The 16728-nt window shown below is 57.5% G+C and carries 11 protein-coding genes and 3 tRNA genes; 11 read left to right on the top strand and 3 right to left on the bottom strand.

All coding sequences use genetic code 11. The features are described from left to right. Positions 1 to 42: 42 nt before the first annotated feature. Positions 43 to 801 carry an SDR family oxidoreductase gene (locus NTD86_RS18215; RefSeq protein ID WP_262204238.1) on the top strand — a complete coding sequence of 253 codons (759 nt, stop codon included), beginning with the start codon at positions 43 to 45 and terminating at the stop codon, positions 799 to 801. Between the two features lie 96 nt (positions 802 to 897). Here the strand turns inward: NTD86_RS18215 and NTD86_RS18210 are convergent, their stop codons facing one another. Then, on the bottom strand, positions 898 to 1911 hold the full coding sequence (locus tag NTD86_RS18210; protein ID WP_262204236.1) for a DUF481 domain-containing protein: 1014 nt from the start codon (positions 1909 to 1911) through the stop codon (positions 898 to 900). A gap of 151 nt (positions 1912 to 2062) precedes the next feature. Here NTD86_RS18210 and NTD86_RS18205 point away from each other — a divergent pair, with 151 nt between their 5' ends. The 4 genes from NTD86_RS18205 to NTD86_RS18190 all read left to right on the top strand — a co-directional run bounded on the left by NTD86_RS18205 (position 2063) and on the right by NTD86_RS18190 (position 6837). Then, complete coding sequence (locus tag NTD86_RS18205) at positions 2063 to 2416, top strand: MGMT family protein (RefSeq protein WP_262204235.1); 354 nt, start codon at positions 2063 to 2065, stop codon at positions 2414 to 2416. Between the two features lie 42 nt (positions 2417 to 2458). Beyond that, positions 2459 to 4006: an AmpG family muropeptide MFS transporter gene (locus NTD86_RS18200; protein WP_262204234.1), complete on the top strand. Its 1548-nt coding sequence runs from the start codon at positions 2459 to 2461 to the stop codon at positions 4004 to 4006. A 150-nt stretch (positions 4007 to 4156) separates the two neighbouring features. After that, positions 4157 to 5872, top strand: a complete 1716-nt coding sequence (locus tag NTD86_RS18195; RefSeq protein ID WP_262204233.1) for a proline--tRNA ligase — start codon at positions 4157 to 4159, stop codon at positions 5870 to 5872. Between the two features lie 17 nt (positions 5873 to 5889). Beyond that, complete coding sequence (locus NTD86_RS18190; RefSeq protein ID WP_262204231.1) at positions 5890 to 6837, top strand: hypothetical protein; 948 nt, start codon at positions 5890 to 5892, stop codon at positions 6835 to 6837. Positions 6838 to 6855: 18 nt separating this feature from the next. Here NTD86_RS18190 and dinB read toward each other — a convergent pair whose 3' ends face one another. Beyond that, positions 6856 to 7923, bottom strand: coding sequence for a DNA polymerase IV (dinB, locus tag NTD86_RS18185; RefSeq protein ID WP_262204230.1), 1068 nt, complete (start codon positions 7921 to 7923; stop codon positions 6856 to 6858). 287 nt (positions 7924 to 8210) lie between these two features. Here dinB and NTD86_RS18180 point away from each other — a divergent pair. The 5 genes from NTD86_RS18180 (at position 8211) to NTD86_RS18160 (ending at position 12993) form a co-directional block, all read left to right on the top strand. Continuing rightward, a tRNA-Met gene (locus NTD86_RS18180) sits at positions 8211 to 8287 on the top strand. A 210-nt stretch (positions 8288 to 8497) separates the two neighbouring features. Next, positions 8498 to 8574 (top strand) — tRNA-Met (locus NTD86_RS18175). 162 nt (positions 8575 to 8736) lie between these two features. Beyond that, positions 8737 to 8813 (top strand) — tRNA-Met (locus NTD86_RS18170). Between the two features lie 257 nt (positions 8814 to 9070). Continuing rightward, complete coding sequence (mprF, locus tag NTD86_RS18165; RefSeq protein ID WP_262204229.1) at positions 9071 to 11713, top strand: bifunctional lysylphosphatidylglycerol flippase/synthetase MprF; 2643 nt, start codon at positions 9071 to 9073, stop codon at positions 11711 to 11713. Next, complete coding sequence (locus NTD86_RS18160; protein WP_262204227.1) at positions 11713 to 12993, top strand: virulence factor family protein; 1281 nt, start codon at positions 11713 to 11715, stop codon at positions 12991 to 12993. Before mprF ends, NTD86_RS18160 begins: the two co-directional genes overlap by 1 nt. 96 nt (positions 12994 to 13089) lie before the next feature. Here the strand turns inward: NTD86_RS18160 and NTD86_RS18155 are convergent, their stop codons facing one another. Then, complete coding sequence (locus tag NTD86_RS18155; protein WP_262204226.1) at positions 13090 to 14991, bottom strand: potassium transporter Kup; 1902 nt, start codon at positions 14989 to 14991, stop codon at positions 13090 to 13092. A gap of 309 nt (positions 14992 to 15300) precedes the next feature. Between NTD86_RS18155 and rimO the strand changes: the two genes are divergently transcribed. After that, entirely contained in the window at positions 15301 to 16638 is a 1338-nt protein-coding gene (gene rimO / locus NTD86_RS18150) for a 30S ribosomal protein S12 methylthiotransferase RimO (RefSeq protein ID WP_262204224.1), read from the top strand. Positions 16639 to 16728 lie beyond the last annotated feature (90 nt).

Here is a 16728-nt window from a genome sequence, read left to right as displayed (position 1 = left end):
CTTTAATAAAAACCCGTCTAAACGGTCGAGATCAGGGCACTCATGCAACTAAAAGACAAAGTAATCATTATCACTGGCGGCTGCCAAGGGCTGGGTCGCGCCATGGCCGAGTATCTGGCCGCCAAGGGCGCCAAACTGGCACTGGTAGACCTTAACCCGGAAAAACTCGACCTCGCCGTCGCCGCCTGCCAGGCCCACGGTGTCGAAGCCCGTGCGTATCTATGCAACGTGGCCGATGAAGAGCAGGTTACACAAACCGTGGGCCAAATAGCTGAAGACTTTGGCGCGATCAACGGTCTGGTCAACAATGCCGGCATCCTGCGTGACGGTCTGCTATTGAAGGTCAAGGACGGCGTGTTGAGCAAAATGAGCCTCGCGCAATGGCAAGCCGTTATCGACGTCAACCTGACCGGCGTGTTCCTCTGCACCCGGGAAGTAGCAGCAAAGATGGTCGAACTGAACACTCAGGGCGCGATTATCAATATTTCCTCTATATCCCGCGCAGGCAATGTCGGCCAAACCAACTACTCGGCAGCCAAAGCGGGCGTCGCGGCCGCGACCGTGACCTGGGCCAAGGAGTTGGCGCGTTATGGCATTCGTGTAGCGGGCATCGCACCTGGTTTTATCGAAACCGAAATGACGTTGGGAATGAAGCCCGAAGCCCTTGAAAAAATGACCGCGGGCATCCCGTTGAAACGCATGGGCAAGGTCGAAGAAATCGCCCATTCGGCGGCGTACATCTTCGAAAACGATTATTACAGCGGTCGGATCCTGGAGCTGGATGGCGGTTTGCGTCTTTAACCCCCGCCCCGCTTGAGCTGTCGAAGGCCGCGATCTTTTGACTATCAAGATCAAAAGATCGCGGGGCAAGCTCGCACCCACAAAGGGGAGAAGCTGTTACCACATCACGCCAAAACCGGCGGTGTAACGGGTTTTATTGAGCGCGTTGTCTTTGCCGCTGTCGCTGCCGATCAAATCTTTTTCTGCCTTCAGGTTAAGCGATGCCCATTCGGTAATCTTGTAGCGCAAACCGATTTCGGCATCGAGGCTGTAATCCGAGTCCCCACCCAAGGGTTTGCCCAACTCTCCGCTGGTATAGAGCGACACGGTTTTGCCTACCAGATAACGGTTGTAGTCCCACTTCATGGCTAACGAATAAAAGTTGCTTTTGCTGCCATCGGAGTATTGGTAGTCAGTACGGTTGAGCAATGACCCCAGAGAGAATGCGCCCAGTTCGTCATCCCAGAACTGATAGCCCGGGCCTGTACCTAAAGTCCGCTGACGGGAAATGTCTTCCACCCGATCACGGGTGTAGCTTAAACGCCCCTGCCAGTACCAATGCTCATCAATGAAGTGGTCAAGCGCATACTCGGCATTCCAGTTGTTGGTCGTGACCACATCGTTCTGGACTTCACGGTTATAGGACGCTTCGGCGTGATGGCGCCAGGCACCGTGGCGGGCGGTGGTTTTCAAATCGATGTCGTAGTCATCGGTGTCTTTATCAGCCCGCTTGTAGTCCAGTGCGACGTCGACATTGCCTTTCCAGACAAAGTCTTCGATCAAGGGCTTGGGCTTGACGATTTGCTGGATGCTGGCCAGTTCGACGGTTTTAGGGGCTTCGCCATTAGCCAGAATGACCTGGCCGTCATCGGCGGCCTTCAATGACTTGGCCTTCTCACCCACGTAGGCATCCTGCTTGACCAATAACTCTTGATCACTTTCAAGGGTTTTGACTTGCTTCCAGTCAATGGGAATGGCGCCCGCGTAGTCGGTCTGAATGAGTAACTTGCCCCCATCAAAGACTTTGATCTTGCCGGACAGACGGTCACCGTTCTTTAACCAGACCGTATCCGCCAGCAAGGGCGTGGACACATTCATGACGGCAAGGCATAACAGGGTTCGGGACAACATAAATAGATGCGAAACTCGGTTTTTCGAAAGAATGACGGCATTATCCAGAAGGACACACCCCAGGCAAAGAAAGACCCAGTGTTTACCGCGTAGTTCCTTTGATATAGAACGTGTGGGATAGGCCTTTTTTTAACTTTTTGAATATGCCTGCATGAATTCACCTGATAGCACAGCACCAACGACGGCCGAACTTCGCCGAACAGCCCTCTACTCGACATTGATGCAAGTCCCGAGTGCCAAAGTCGTGACTTACGGACAACTCGCAGAACTGGCAGGACTGGGCCGGGCGGCACGTTGGGTCGGGCGTACATTGAGCCAATTGCCCGAGGATACTCGCCTGCCCTGGCACCGTGTCTTGGCCTCGGGCGGCAGAATCAGTTTGCCAGCAGGTAGCCCTTCGGGTGACGAACAACGCGCGCGTCTACGCAGCGAAGGGTTAAGCATTGTTAATAATCGTGTGGATATGCAACGCCATGGCTGGCGCCAGATAGAGCACTGCGGTTAGAGTGCGCCCTTTGTTTCCGCAATCAGAGGCAGACTCGAGTCCATGCCCCGTAAAACCTGGCGCGATGCGCTAGCTGCCTATTCCAGCCCTTCAACCCTTGTGCTGTTGTTGCTCGGTTTCGCCGCCGGTTTGCCGTACATGCTGGTGTTTTCCACGCTGTCTGTGTGGTTGCGTGAAGCGGGTGTGGCGCGTGAAACCATTGGCTATGCAAGCCTGATTGGCCTGGCCTATGCCTTCAAATGGGTGTGGTCACCGCTGCTCGACCAATGGCGCCTGCCCTTGCTCGGGAAGCTGGGACGGCGCCGCTCCTGGCTGGTGCTGTCGCAGACGCTGGTGATTCTGGGCCTGATTGGCATGGGCTTTTGTGACCCACAAAAACACCTGTCATGGCTGATAGCGATTGCGGTAATCGTGTCCTTTGCATCGGCCACCCAGGACATCGCCATCGACGCCTACCGCCTCGAGATTGCTGGTGATAACCGTCAGGCTGCCCTCGCCGCCAGTTACATGTCTGGCTATCGTGTCGCGGCCTTGCTGGCTACCGCAGGCGCGCTGTTCTTTGCCGAAGGTTTCGGCTCTACCGGCTTCAACTACAAGCACTCGGCCTGGACCGGCACCTACGTGCTGTTCGGCGTGCTGATGATTCCCGCGCTGATAACCACCTTCTTGATGCGTGAACCGCCGGTCACCCTGCGCACGCAACTGACGGTGGGCCGTTACAGCTTCATCCATCAACTGGCCTCGGTGTTCGTGCTGATTGTCTTGCTGGTCTCGGTTCCGGCGATGTTCACTCAGTTGTACAACACCAACTTTGCCGGCGTGCTGTTCGAAGGCATGAGCCCGATGAGGCTGTTGATGGAAGACCGCGCCTTCCTGCGCGCCATCCTTTATATCCTGCTGACAGCGCTGTGCCTGTCTTCCATGGGCCGACGCGGGCTCGCGCCGGTGCTGACGCCGGTCAACGACTTTATCGTGCGTTATCGCTGGCAGGCGCTGTTGCTGCTCGGGCTGATCGCTACCTACCGCATGTCGGACACGGTCATGGGTGTGATGGCCAACGTGTTCTATATCGACCAGGGCTTCACCAAAGATCAGATCGCTGGGGTCAGCAAGATTTTCGGCCTGTTCATGACCCTGTTCGGCGCGGGCATGGGCGGATTGTTGATCGTGCGTTTCGGCATCTTGCCGATTCTGCTGATTGGCGGTGCGGCGTCCGCCGCGACCAACCTGCTGTTTATGTTGCTGGCCGACATGGGCCCGAACCTGCAGATGCTGATTGTCACGATTTCGCTCGACAACTTCAGTTCCGGCCTCGCCACCTCTGCCTTTGTTGCCTACCTGTCGAGCCTGACCAACCTCAAGTTTTCCGCTACCCAGTACGCGCTGCTCAGCTCGATCATGCTGTTGCTGCCACGCTTGATGGGGGGCTACTCGGGGGTGATGGTCGAGAAGTTTGGCTACCACAACTTCTTCATTATCACGGCCGTCATGGGCATCCCGACACTGGTGCTGATCAGCCTGCACTGGTATCAGGAAACCCGTAAGGCGCGCCTCAACCCTGCGGCAGACCCGGATAAACACCCCGAATAAATGAAGCGCCGTTCCCGTTTCATGGCAGCCGCGACGAAATGGGAACAGATCCACTAAAAGCGCCCCCCCCTCCCCCGGCCTGTACGCCATGCAATCTCGCCCGTACAATGGCCAGTCAAATTTAGTCATCAGCAACGGCAACGACTACTCATGCGCACCAGTCAATATTTGCTCGCCACACAAAAAGAAACGCCTTCGGACGCGGTCGTTATCAGCCACCAGCTGATGCTGCGCGCCGGCATGATTCGCAAACTGGCTTCCGGCCTGTACACCTGGCTGCCCATGGGCTTGCGGATCATGCGCAAGGCCGAAGCCATTGTTCGCGAAGAAATGGACGCAGCAGGCGCTCTGGAAGTGCTGATGCCGAGCATTCAGCCGGCTGAGTTGTGGCAGGAATCCGGTCGCTGGGAAGAGTACGGCCCAGAGCTGCTGCGCCTCAAGGATCGCCACGGTCGCGAATTCTGTGTGGGCCCAACTCACGAAGAAGTCATTACCGATCTGTGCCGCAACGAGCTGAACAGCTACAAGCAGTTGCCGATCAACCTGTACCAGATCCAAACCAAGTTCCGTGACGAGATCCGCCCACGCTTCGGCTTGATGCGTGGCCGCGAGTTCATCATGAAGGACGCCTATTCGTTCCACGCAGACCAGGCGTCGCTGCAGGTCACCTATGACCGCATGCACCAGGCTTACTGCAACGTGTTCACTCGCCTGGGCCTCAAGTTCCGCCCGGTAGAAGCGGACAACGGCTCCATCGGCGGCGCTGGCTCCCACGAGTTCCACGTTCTGGCCGAGTCCGGTGAGGACGATATCGTGTTCAGCAACGGCTCCGACTACGCGGCCAACATCGAGAAAGCCGAAGCGATTGCGGCCGAAACCTCGCGCGCTGCAGCCTCTGAAGAGCTGCGCCTGGTGGATACCCCGGACGCAAAAACCATTGCTCAATTGGTAGAAGGCTACAACCTGCCAATCGAAAAAACCGTCAAGACCCTGATCGTTCATGCTGCCGAAGAAGGCAAGCTGATCGCGCTGGTGATCCGTGGCGACCACGACCTGAACGAAATCAAGGCCGGCAACCATCCTCTGGTGGCCAGCCCGTTGACCATGGCCTCAGACGCCGAACTGCGTGACGCCATCGGCGCCGGTGCCGGCTCCCTGGGCCCGCTGAATCTGCCATTGCCCTGCATCATCGACCGTTCGGTCGAGCTGATGAGCGACTTTGCAGTCGGCGCCAACATCGACGACAAGCACTATTTCGGCGTGAACTGGGAACGTGACTTGCCTGTGCCTACCGTTGCCGACCTGCGCAACGTGGTGGCAGGTGACCCGAGCCCGGACGGCAAAGGCACCCTGGAAATCAAACGCGGCATCGAAGTTGGCCACATCTTCCAGTTGGGCACCAAGTACAGCGAAGCGATGAAGTGCCAGGTACTGGGCGAAAACGGCAAGCCTGTGACCCTGACCATGGGTTGCTACGGCATTGGTGTTTCTCGTGTCGTCGCGGCAGCCATCGAGCAGAACAACGACGAGCGCGGCATTATCTGGAGCGATGCGCTGGCACCTTTCCAGATCGCCCTGGTTCCTCTGCGCTACGAAACCGAAGCCGTTCGCGAAGCCACCGACGCGCTGTATGCACAGCTGACCGCCGCAGGTTTTGAAGTGCTGCTGGATGACCGCGACAAAAAAACCAGCCCGGGCATCAAGTTCGCAGACATGGAACTGATCGGCATTCCCCACCGCATCGTCGTCAGTGACCGTGGTCTGGCCGAAGGCAACCTTGAATACAAGAGCCGCACCGAAGCTGAGGCGCAACCTCTGCCTGTTGCTGACGTACTGGCTTTCCTTCAGGCGCGTATCCGTCGCTGAATCTACATAGAGACGCCATGTTCAATCGAAGTACCCTGACGGGCGCCGCCATATGCGGCGCCCTGTTGTTGAGCGGCTGCGCCAATCACATGTCACAACGCAGCGAGCATGAAGAGCGTATCGAACGCAAACTGCTCGCACATACCCTGCAAATTGACGTTGGCTCGCCTACTGCCATGGAGCTGCCGCAACGGCGTGTGCGCATCAATGAACAAAAGACCTTTGAGGTCACAGAGTTCGATGTCACCCGTCATTACGACCGCTACACCCCTTATCAACCCTGGCGCAAAGTCTATGAGATGCCACTGGGCGCGGTAGCGGTGGTGGCCGGTGTCGGCGCCAATGTGCTGAACGTGTTCATGTTCGGGCAACTGCCTGACAGCGTGACCAAAGACTGGATCAGTTATGGCATCGACGGACTCAACCCGGCGATGAATATGCAATCTCACGGCCGCGCCGAGCAAAACCTGGCAGGCATCGAAGAGATTCAGCGCGACAAGCGATTGGAATACTCAAGCTTGCCGTGGGCTGAGCGCCCGGTGACTGTCAGCGCTGGCAAGCAAAACCATGAAATGACCACGGATCGCAATGGTGTGCTGCGCCTTAACCTGCTCGACAGCCCGTTTGCCGAGCAGGATTTGAATCGCGTGAGCAAATTGACCATCACGGTCGAAGATGCCCAGGACGAGGCTCATTCGGACTCGACACTGTCAATCAGCAGCAATTTGCGTGGCAAGTTACTTGAGGCGCACAACCTGATCTATGACGACCTGGAAGGCGATGACGTCAATCAGTGGGTCCATCGAGTCAAACGCTTGTCAGAACTAGGCCTCGAAGAAGAAGCCAGCGAACTGGAGCAAAGCCTGATCGAATTGACGCGCAACGATCCCGAGTTGCAGCGTGAGTTTCTTCAGTCTCTGACCAGAAATGCCGGTCGACTGGTTGCAGACCCTGGGGTCAGTTGAGCCAGTACCGTCCGCCCCCTACGGAAGCCTGCTGAACAACTCCAGTTGCTCATGCCCCGTGCTCAAATCATGCAAACGCACGCCAAGCCCCAACAACCGGACGGGCTTGGCACCGCGCGCAAATGCCTGGCTCATTAACGCCCGATAACTCTCCAGATCTCGCCCCGCCCCGGACTGTTCGAGCGTGGTCTGGGCAAAGTCGTGGAATTTAACTTTGACGAACGGCTTGCCAGGGCGATAGCTGCTGTCGATTCTGGCGATACGCCGATTCAGGGTTTCGAGCAACTCAGGAATTTTATCCAGGCAAGCCACCAAATCCGGTAAATCCGTGTCGTAGGTGTTTTCAACACTCACGGACTGTCGTCGGCTGTCACTTTGTACCAACCGGTCATCGATCCCGCGCGCTAGCCCCCACAAACGCTCACCAAAACTGCCAAATTCACGCACCAGTGCCAGCTTGTTCCAGTCGCGCAGGTCCTGGCAGGTTTCAATACCCAGCCGTCCCAGCTTGTCGGCTGTTACCTTGCCCACACCGTGCAACTTACTGACCGGCAATGCCGAAACAAAGGCTTCTACCTGTTCCGGGGTAATCACAAACAAGCCGTTGGGCTTTCTCCAGTCACTGGCGATTTTTGCCAGGAACTTGTTTGGCGCTACCCCGGCAGAGACAGTTATGTGCAATTGATTCGAAACCCGGCGCCGGATGTCCTGGGCAATGCGCGTGGCACTGCCGCCAAAATGCGGGCTTTCAGAGACATCCAGATAAGCTTCGTCCAAAGACAGTGGCTCAATGATCTCGGTGTAATCGCGCAAAATACTGTGGATTTCTTTCGACGCTTCTTTATAAGCCTCCATGCGTCCGTTCACGATAATCAGGTCCGGGCATAACTTAAGGGCATGTCGGGACGCCATCGCTGAACGCACGCCATAAGCACGCGCTTCATAATTACACGTCGAAATCACTCCGCGCCGGTCAGCCGAGCCTCCGACCGCCATGGGCTTGTTCGCCAGGCTCGGGTTATCGCGCATCTCAATAGCGGCATAGAAACAGTCACAGTCGACGTGGATGATTTTGCGCTGCGTCATGTCAGGCAGTGTTCTTCATATGTGTAGGCCAAGCAGAGCGCCAGTATGTCACCGATCACTGTATATAGCACCAGTAGTGAAATGCAGACCGATAGGCGCGGCTGCCTCATTCACACATGTATCTTTGTAATCGAACTTAAACCCCTGATAGCGCTACACCCCTTTAGCCACAGGGCCTGCAGCCGTTTTCATAGCCTGATGACCTTTCTAACCACTTGAACCAGAAGACATTTTTTGAAATTAACGTTTGACAGCCAGGCGTATCACTGTAGAATCCGCCCCACAGACGCGGGATGGAGCAGCCTGGTAGCTCGTCGGGCTCATAACCCGAAGGTCGTCGGTTCAAATCCGGCTCCCGCAACCAAACATCAAAAAAGGCTACTCGAAAGAGTGGCCTTTTTTGTGCGCGCTTGTTTTATGCCCCGAACCCCGCAGGAGCGAGCGTGTCTCGCGATCTTTTGATCTTTAAAAAGACCGCAAGACACGCTCGCTGCTACAGACAGGTACTTATTTACCCCATTTATGCATTAAAGGTTGACTCACTCGCTCATCACTGTAGAGTGCGCACCACAGACGCGGGATGGAGCAGCCTGGTAGCTCGTCGGGCTCATAACCCGAAGGTCGTCGGTTCAAATCCGGCTCCCGCAACCAAACATCAAAAAAGGCTACTCGAAAGAGTGGCCTTTTTTGTGCCCGAGTGTTTTCCAACCTCCCCCATGGGTGGAGAAAAGGAATTAAAGTCGGACAATTCAATCGCTTACGCGATTTTAGGTTGACAACTCAGCATGCCTCTGTAGAATGCGCCCACACAGACGCGGGATGGAGCAGTCTGGTAGCTCGTCGGGCTCATAACCCGAAGGTCGTCGGTTCAAATCCGGCTCCCGCAACCAAACATCGAAAAAGGCTACTCGAAAGAGTGGCCTTTTTTGTGCGCGATCAAAAAACATTTTCCTCGCTTGAATGAAGGTTCTGTCATCTATCTGAAGAGCCGGTCGTCTATGCTGAGCGGCAGCAATTACCTTTTTTTCACATGCCAAACCTGAACATCAGGCGAACAGTTGAATGTATTTTGAAATATTTTGACCAAAAGGATTGGTAACTTGAGTGTATGCCTCCATCCTATCGCGCACGATTCACGAGGTGATTGATGCCCGATAACTCGCCAGAACTTAAAGAACCCGCGACAGCAGCCCATCCGATTGCAGCCAAACGCCTGCATTTGCTGGATCTGCTGAGCAAGTACCGCCAACCTATTGGACTCGCGATCACACTACTGCTGTTTGCCATAGCCCTGATTGCCTGCCGCCATCTGCTTAGCGAACTCGACCTGTACGCCCTGCACGACTCGATCATGGACGTGCCCAGGCCTGCCCTGCTCGGCGCCGTAGCGGCGACCGCTGTCGGTTTTGTGATTCTGCTCGGGTACGAGTGGTCTGCCAGCCGCTATGCCGGCGTCCATCTGCCGCGCAAGACCTTAGCACTGGGTGGCTTCACCGCCTTTGCCATCGGCAATGCCATTGGTTTGTCGCTGCTGTCCGGTGGCTCAGTGCGCTATCGCCTGTACGCACGCCACGGCGTGGGCGCCTCCGAAGTCGCACACATGACGTTGTTTGCCAGCTTGTCGCTGGGCTGCGCATTGCCGCCCCTCGCCGCCCTGGCAACCCTGAGCAACCTGCCCGCGGCCTCTGCAGCCCTGCACATACCGGCCTACATTCTGGGCGGCATTGCGGTCGCCGTATTGTTGCTGTTCGGGCTGTTGGCGCTGGGTATTTACCGTCGTCGCCTCCCCGAACAACCTATCCCGGACAACCTGCTGGTCAAAGCCGGACGCCGTACTTTGCGCCTGCCAAGTGCACGCCTGACCCTGCTGCAATTGGTCATCACTGCGCTGGACGTTGCGGCAGCGGCCACTGTGCTGTATCTGCTGCTGCCAGAGGCGCCGCCCTTTGGCGCTTTCCTGCTGGTTTACCTGCTGGCACTGGCCGCCGGTGTACTCAGCCATGTGCCGGGCGGCGTGGGTGTTTTTGAAGCGATCTTGCTGGCCGCCTTTGCCGATAAGCTGGGTGCCGCCCCCTTGGCCGCCGCCCTGCTGCTGTACCGCCTGATCTACGTGATTCTGCCGCTGCTACTGGCGTGCCTGATGCTGCTGATCAACGAAGCTCAACGCCTGATCCAGACCCGGCAGAGCTTGCGGGTCGCCTCTGGCCTTGCCGCGCCGATTCTGGCGGTGTTGGTGTTCATGTCCGGCGTGGTGCTGCTGTTTTCCGGCGCCACACCCGAAATCGACACCCGGCTTGAGCACATCGGTTTTCTGATCCCACACCGCCTGATCGACGCCTCGCACTTTGGCGCCAGCCTGATCGGCGTGTTGTGCCTGTTGCTGGCTCAGGGTTTGCGTCGCCGCCTTTCGGCAGCCTGGATGCTGACCACAATTCTGCTGCTGGTGGGCGCCGTACTCTCGCTGCTCAAGGGCTTTGACTGGGAAGAAGCCACGATACTGGTCCTGACCGCGAGCCTGCTGGGCCTGTTCCGCCGCTCGTTCTATCGCCCTAGCCGCCTGACCGAACTGCCTTTCTCACCGCTCTACCTGGTGGCCAGTGCGTGCGTACTGGGCGCTTCGGTGTGGCTGCTGCTGTTTGCGTATCAGGACGTGCCGTACAGCCACCAACTGTGGTGGCAGTTCACCCTCGACTCAGACGCCCCACGTGGCTTGCGCTCGCTGATGGGCGCTGCGGTGCTGCTGGTCATCGTGTCCCTGACCTGGTTGCTGCGCACGGCGCGGCCAACCATCCATTTGCCGGATGCCGGGGAATTGGAGCGCGCCGAGAAAATCCTGTTGGCGTCGGATCAGCCTGACGGCGGCCTCGCCTTGACCGGCGACAAAGCCTTGCTCTTCCACCCGGACGACAGCGCCTTCCTGATGTATGCCCGCCGTGGCCGCAGCCTGGTTGCGCTGTACGACCCAATCGGCCCGGCGCAACAACGCGCCGAATTGATCTGGCAGTTCCGTGATTTGTGCGACACCTTCCACGCTCGTCCGGTGTTCTACCAGGTGCGCGCCGAGAATTTGCCGTTTTACATGGACATTGGCCTCACCGCGATCAAATTGGGTGAAGAGGCCCGGGTTGACCTGCACCGCTTTGATCTCGAGGCCAAAGGCAAAGAGATGAAAGACCTGCGCTACACCTGGAACCGCGGCACCCGTGACGGCCTGTCACTGGAAATCCACGAACCGGGCGAAGCACCGATGGACGAGTTGAAAGTGATTTCCGATGCGTGGCTGACCGGCAAAAACGTGCGCGAAAAAGGCTTCTCGCTCGGACGCTTCAGCGAGGATTACATCAAGCACTTTCGCGTTGCCATCATCCGTTTTGAAGGCAAACCCGTGGCCTTTGCCAACTTGCTTGAGACTCACAGCCATGAGCTGTCGAGCCTCGATCTGATGCGCGCCCACCCGGAAGCCCCCAAACTGACCATGGAGTACATGATGGTCGGCTTGATTCAGCATTATAAAAAGCATGGATACGCACGTTTTAGCCTGGGCATGGTCCCATTGTCTGGCTTGCAACCCCGTCGTGGCGCACCGCTGACTCAGCGTCTAGGGTCAATGCTGTTCCAGCGTGGCGAGCACCTGTACAACTTCCAGGGTTTGCGTCGCTTTAAAGACAAATTCCAGCCTGACTGGGAACCTCGTTATATGGCCGTGCCTGCCGGGCTAGACCCGCTGGTGGCGCTGGCTGATACCGCCGCCCTGATTGCAGGCGGCTTGACTGGATTGGTGAAACGTTAATGAAACATCGTTCCTGGCGTTTTTTGCTGTTGATTCTGCTGATACTGGCTGCAGTGGCGGCCGGCGGATACTGGTTCTGGAATCGGCCGGCTCCCGAGCCAACGGTCGAGCATGTGAGCCAAACCGATGGCTCGACCCTCACCAAGGTGATTCCGGGCCAGAAGGCGCGCGCCCAAGTGGTCATTGCAACGCCGGCCGACCAGGCCCTGACCGATACTCAACTCATGGCGTTGAGCCGAGGCGGCAAGGCAGAACTGGTGCAGGTCATCCTGCCTAAAGAAGACTGCGACCTGCAGCAGCAAGCGCTGCAAACGGCGCTCAAGCAGTTATCTGCTCCGGCCACATTGGTCAGCGGTATCGGCCCGGGCGCAACCCTGGCCTGGCGCTGGCTCTCCGAGCAAACCAATGACAAAGCCCAGGCCGTGTCGGTTGGTTTCGCCCTCGATCAGCCTGATTGCAAACTGCCTGTGCCAAAATCTGCGGCGCACGGTAGCTGGCTAGTGGCCTGGAACGACAATCCTGACGATCCAAGCGCTGCGTTCGTACGTGATCAGCCCAATGCCCAGACCAGCATCAGCGACTATGACATTCACTTCCCACAGGTCCTGAGTAACGAATTACGCAAGATCCTGGTTGGCGATGACAACGGCGGGTTGAATATGCCGGTGGTAGAAGTGCCTGCAGGCCAGCAAAACAGCACCGTGACCTTGTTCTTGTCCGGTGATGGCGGCTGGCGCGACCTGGACCGTGACGTTGCCGGCGAGATGGCCAAAATCGGCTATCCGGTGGTGGGTATCGACACGCTGCGCTACTACTGGCAGCACAAGACACCTGAGCAAAGCGCCACGGACCTGACCGAGCTGATGCAGCACTACCGTCAGAAATGGGGTACCCAGCGCTTCGTCTTGGTCGGCTATTCGTTTGGTGCCGATGTCTTGCCTGCCACCTACAACCTCTTGCCAGAGGCCGAGCAGAAACGCGTCGACGCGATTATCCTGCTGGCGTTCGCCCGCTCGGGCAGCTTCGAGATTCACGTTGATGGCTGGCTGGGTAAAGCAGGCGCAGAAACCGATACTGGCGAAGCCATGTCCAAGCTGCCTGCCAACAAAGTGGTGTGCATTTACGGCGCGGAAGAAGCAGATGAAAGCGGTTGCACCGCCAAAACCGCAGTAGGTGAAAGCGTGAAGCTACCTGGCGGCCATCACTTTGATGAAAACTACCCGGCGTTGGCTCAACGCCTGGTCGACATGATCAAAAAGCACCAGGCTACAGCCCCGTAAAACACCCAACCCCTGCAGGAGCGAGCATCGCGATCTTTTGATCTGATCGCGATACCAGCTCGCTCTTACAGGGGTTTGACGTCACTACAAGGCTCGTTACATCTCGACCTGGGTTCCCAGCTCGATCACCCGGTTAACCGGCAAATTGAAGAACCGCAGGTTGCTGTTGGCGTTCTTCAACATGAAAGCAAACAACCCTTCCCGCCAGCGCGCCATGCCTACCAGCTTGGAGGCGATGACCGTCTCACGGCTCAAGAAGTAAGTTGTGCGCATCGGGCTGAAATCCAGCTCGTCGAGATGACACAGCTTGAGCGCCTCGGGTACATCCGTTTCGTCCATGAAGCCGAAGTGCAGGATCACCCGGAAGAAGCCTTCACCGTATGCGTCAACCTCAAAACGCCGCTGGGCAGGTACCCGCGGGGAGTCTTCGTTGACCACGGTGAGCAACACCACTTGTTCGTGCAACACCTGGTTATGCAGCAGGTTATGCAGCAAGGCATGGGGCACGGCGTCCGGCCGGGCAGTCAGGAATACGGCAGTGCCCTGCACACGATGCGGAGGCTGAACGCGGATGCTGCTGATAAACAACGGTAGCGGCAAGGCGCTCTCATCCAGCCGATCGACCAGCAACTGCTTACCGCGTCTCCAAGTGGTCATCAGGATAAACAGCACAATCCCCGCCAGCACCGGGAAGGCACCGCCCTGCACGATTTTCGGTACGTTGGCCGCAAAGAACAGGCCGTCGACCAGCAGGAACCCGACCAACACCGGCACGGCCAGCACAGGCGGCCACTTCCACAACATGAGCATCACTGCCGACACCAGAATACTGGTGATCAACATGGTGCCGGTCACGGCCACGCCGTAGGCCGAAGCCAGAGCGCCCGACGACTCAAAGCCCAGCACCAGCAGAATAACCCCGACCATCAGCGACCAGTTCACCGCACCAATGTAGATCTGCCCTTGCTCGGCACTGGACGTGTGCTGAATGTGCATACGCGGGATGTAACCCAACTGGATCGCCTGGCGAGTCAACGAGAAAGCCCCAGAGATCACCGCCTGAGAGGCAATGACGGTAGCCAGTGTGGCCAGCACCACCAGGGGAATCAACGCCCAGCTCGGCGCCAGCAGGTAGAACGGGTTACGCGCGGCTTCGGCGTTCTCCAGCAGCAAGGCGCCCTGCCCAAAGTAATTGAGCACCAGCGCGGGCAACACCAGGATGAACCAGGCACGGGCAATTGGCTTGCGTCCAAAGTGCCCCATGTCGGCGTACAAAGCTTCGGCTCCCGTCAGGGCCAGCACCACGGCACCCAAAATGGCCACGCCCATACCCGGATGGGAAACAAAGAAACGCACACCCCATATCGGGTTCAACGCGTTCAGTACTTCTGGATGTTGAGCAATACCGTGGATCCCGAGCCCGCCCAGCACCACAAACCACAGCACCATGATCGGCCCGAACAGCTTGCCGAGCGTGGCCGTGCCGCGACGCTGAATCAAAAACAGCGCGATCAGTACAATCAGCGCCAGCGGCACGACCCAGCGATCCAGGCCGTCAAACGCCAGCTCCAGACCCTCAACGGCCGACAGGACCGAAATGGCCGGGGTAATCATGCTGTCGCCATAAAACAGCGCAGCACCAATCAGCCCCAGAATCACCAGTACCGTGCGCAACCGCGGATAAGGTGACGCCGCCCGACGTGCGAGCGCGGTCAGGGCCATGATGCCGCCCTCGCCTTCGTTGTCGGCACGCAGGATAAACAGCACGTACTTGATCGAGACCACCCAGATCAGCGACCACAGGATCAACGCCAAAATACCGAAGACGCCATCGTGGTTAACCTGTACGCCATACCCGCCGGTAAACACCTCTTTGAGGGTGTACAGCGGGCTGGTGCCGATATCGCCATATACCACGCCAACCGCGGCAACCAGCATTCCGATAGGTTTTGCCTTTGAGTGACCGTCTTCTGTTGCCGGACTACTGACATGCCCCATTAACCACTCCTACGACTTTGGACCGTGTTTCTAATGGCGAGCGCCGCATTTGTTGTGCAGCATGCTCTGATTTTCTGACTGTTAGCCACGACTTTTACCTACAAAATCAGCTCCGTTAAAAAGCTGTTTTCGCAACGGCGCGCAGCATAGCGCAGCACTCGTCGTAAATCCCCGTATAACGCTGGTCAAGTGCGTTCACCATAGCTAAAATTGCGCACTTTTTTTGATCAGAGGCGCAAGAAACCTTAAGCGCCCGTTCGTCGTGCAGCCTTTACGGGCATGTAACGTCACTACATACCGAGGTTCGCCATGTCCACCGTTACCACGCCAGCCAACCCTAAGGTTGGCTTTGTTTCCTTGGGTTGCCCGAAAGCACTGGTCGACTCAGAGCGCATCCTTACGCAACTGCGTATGGAAGGCTACGACGTTGTTTCCACCTACCAGGACGCCGACGTCGTGGTGGTCAATACCTGCGGCTTTATCGACAGCGCCAAGGCTGAATCGCTGGAAGTCATTGGCGAAGCCATCAAGGAAAACGGCAAGGTCATCGTGACCGGCTGCATGGGCGTCGAAGAAGGCAACATCCGTGACGTGCACCCAAGCGTGCTCGCCGTGACCGGCCCTCAGCAGTACGAGCAAGTGGTCAACGCGGTTCACGAAGTGGTGCCACCCCGTCAGGACCACAACCCGCTGATCGACCTGGTGCCGCCGCAAGGCATCAAGCTGACTCCGCGTCATTACGCGTACCTGAAGATCTCCGAAGGCTGTAACCATAGCTGCAGCTTCTGCATCATTCCTTCAATGCGCGGCAAATTGGTCAGCCGCCCGGTAGGTGATGTGCTGGACGAGGCGCAGCGCCTGGTCAAATCCGGGGTCAAGGAGCTGCTGGTCATCTCCCAAGACACCAGCGCCTATGGTGTCGACGTGAAATACCGCACCGGCTTCTGGAACGGTGCGCCGGTCAAGACACGCATGACCGAGCTGTGCGAAGCCTTGAGCACACTGGGTGTTTGGGTTCGCCTGCACTACGTTTACCCATACCCGCACGTTGACGAGCTGATCCCGCTGATGGCGGCCGGCAAGATCCTGCCCTACCTGGACATCCCGTTCCAGCACGCTAGCCCGAAAGTACTCAAGGCCATGAAACGCCCGGCCTTTGAAGACAAAACCCTGGCCCGCATCAAGAACTGGCGCGAGATCTGCCCGGACTTGATCATCCGCTCGACCTTTATCGTCGGCTTCCCGGGTGAAACTGAAGAAGACTTCCAGTACCTGCTGGACTGGCTGACAGAAGCCCAACTGGACCGCGTCGGTTGCTTCCAGTACTCGCCAGTCGAAGGCGCGCCGGCCAACTTGCTGGACGCTGCCATCGTACCGGACGATGTTAAACAAGATCGTTGGGAGCGCTTCATGGCTCACCAGCAGGCAATCAGTGCTGCACGCCTGCAACTGAAGATCGGCAAAGAGATCGAAGTGCTGATCGACGAAGTCGACGAGCAAGGCGCTGTGGGCCGTTGCTTCTTCGATGCGCCGGAAATCGACGGCAACGTATTCATCGCCACCGAGAAAGACATCAAGCCGGGCGACAAGATCATGTGCCGCGTCACCGATGCCGACGAATACGATTTGTGGGCTGAAGCGCTGTAAACGACAAACTGCACGCAAAAAAAGCCCTGCCGCTTAGGCGCCAGGGCTTTTTTTACGACTATTGTTAGGAAGCTGCTCAATCATCAGTGT

Origin of the sequence: Pseudomonas sp. 7P_10.2_Bac1 (genome assembly GCF_025465935.1) — a bacterium.
Classification (GTDB): domain Bacteria; phylum Pseudomonadota; class Gammaproteobacteria; order Pseudomonadales; family Pseudomonadaceae; genus Aquipseudomonas.
The sequence above is the reverse complement of the archived record's forward strand: the minus strand, read 5'-3'. Positions and strand labels throughout refer to the sequence as shown.

What these genes read in the sequence shown, in the direction of transcription:
- NTD86_RS18215 (WP_262204238.1), top strand. Translation starts at nt 43, where the DNA reads ATGCAACTAAAAGACAAAGTAATCATTATCACTGGCGGCTGCCAAGGG.
- mprF (WP_262204229.1), top strand. Translation starts at nt 9,071, where the DNA reads ATGCCCGATAACTCGCCAGAACTTAAAGAACCCGCGACAGCAGCCCAT.
- dinB (WP_262204230.1), bottom strand. Translation starts at nt 7,923, where the DNA reads ATGACGCAGCGCAAAATCATCCACGTCGACTGTGACTGTTTCTATGCC.
- NTD86_RS18200 (WP_262204234.1), top strand. Translation starts at nt 2,459, where the DNA reads ATGCCCCGTAAAACCTGGCGCGATGCGCTAGCTGCCTATTCCAGCCCT.
- NTD86_RS18160 (WP_262204227.1), top strand. Translation starts at nt 11,713, where the DNA reads ATGAAACATCGTTCCTGGCGTTTTTTGCTGTTGATTCTGCTGATACTG.
- NTD86_RS18210 (WP_262204236.1), bottom strand. Translation starts at nt 1,911, where the DNA reads ATGTTGTCCCGAACCCTGTTATGCCTTGCCGTCATGAATGTGTCCACG.
- rimO (WP_262204224.1), top strand. Translation starts at nt 15,301, where the DNA reads ATGTCCACCGTTACCACGCCAGCCAACCCTAAGGTTGGCTTTGTTTCC.
- NTD86_RS18190 (WP_262204231.1), top strand. Translation starts at nt 5,890, where the DNA reads ATGTTCAATCGAAGTACCCTGACGGGCGCCGCCATATGCGGCGCCCTG.
- NTD86_RS18155 (WP_262204226.1), bottom strand. Translation starts at nt 14,991, where the DNA reads ATGGGGCATGTCAGTAGTCCGGCAACAGAAGACGGTCACTCAAAGGCA.
- NTD86_RS18195 (WP_262204233.1), top strand. Translation starts at nt 4,157, where the DNA reads ATGCGCACCAGTCAATATTTGCTCGCCACACAAAAAGAAACGCCTTCG.
- NTD86_RS18205 (WP_262204235.1), top strand. Translation starts at nt 2,063, where the DNA reads ATGAATTCACCTGATAGCACAGCACCAACGACGGCCGAACTTCGCCGA.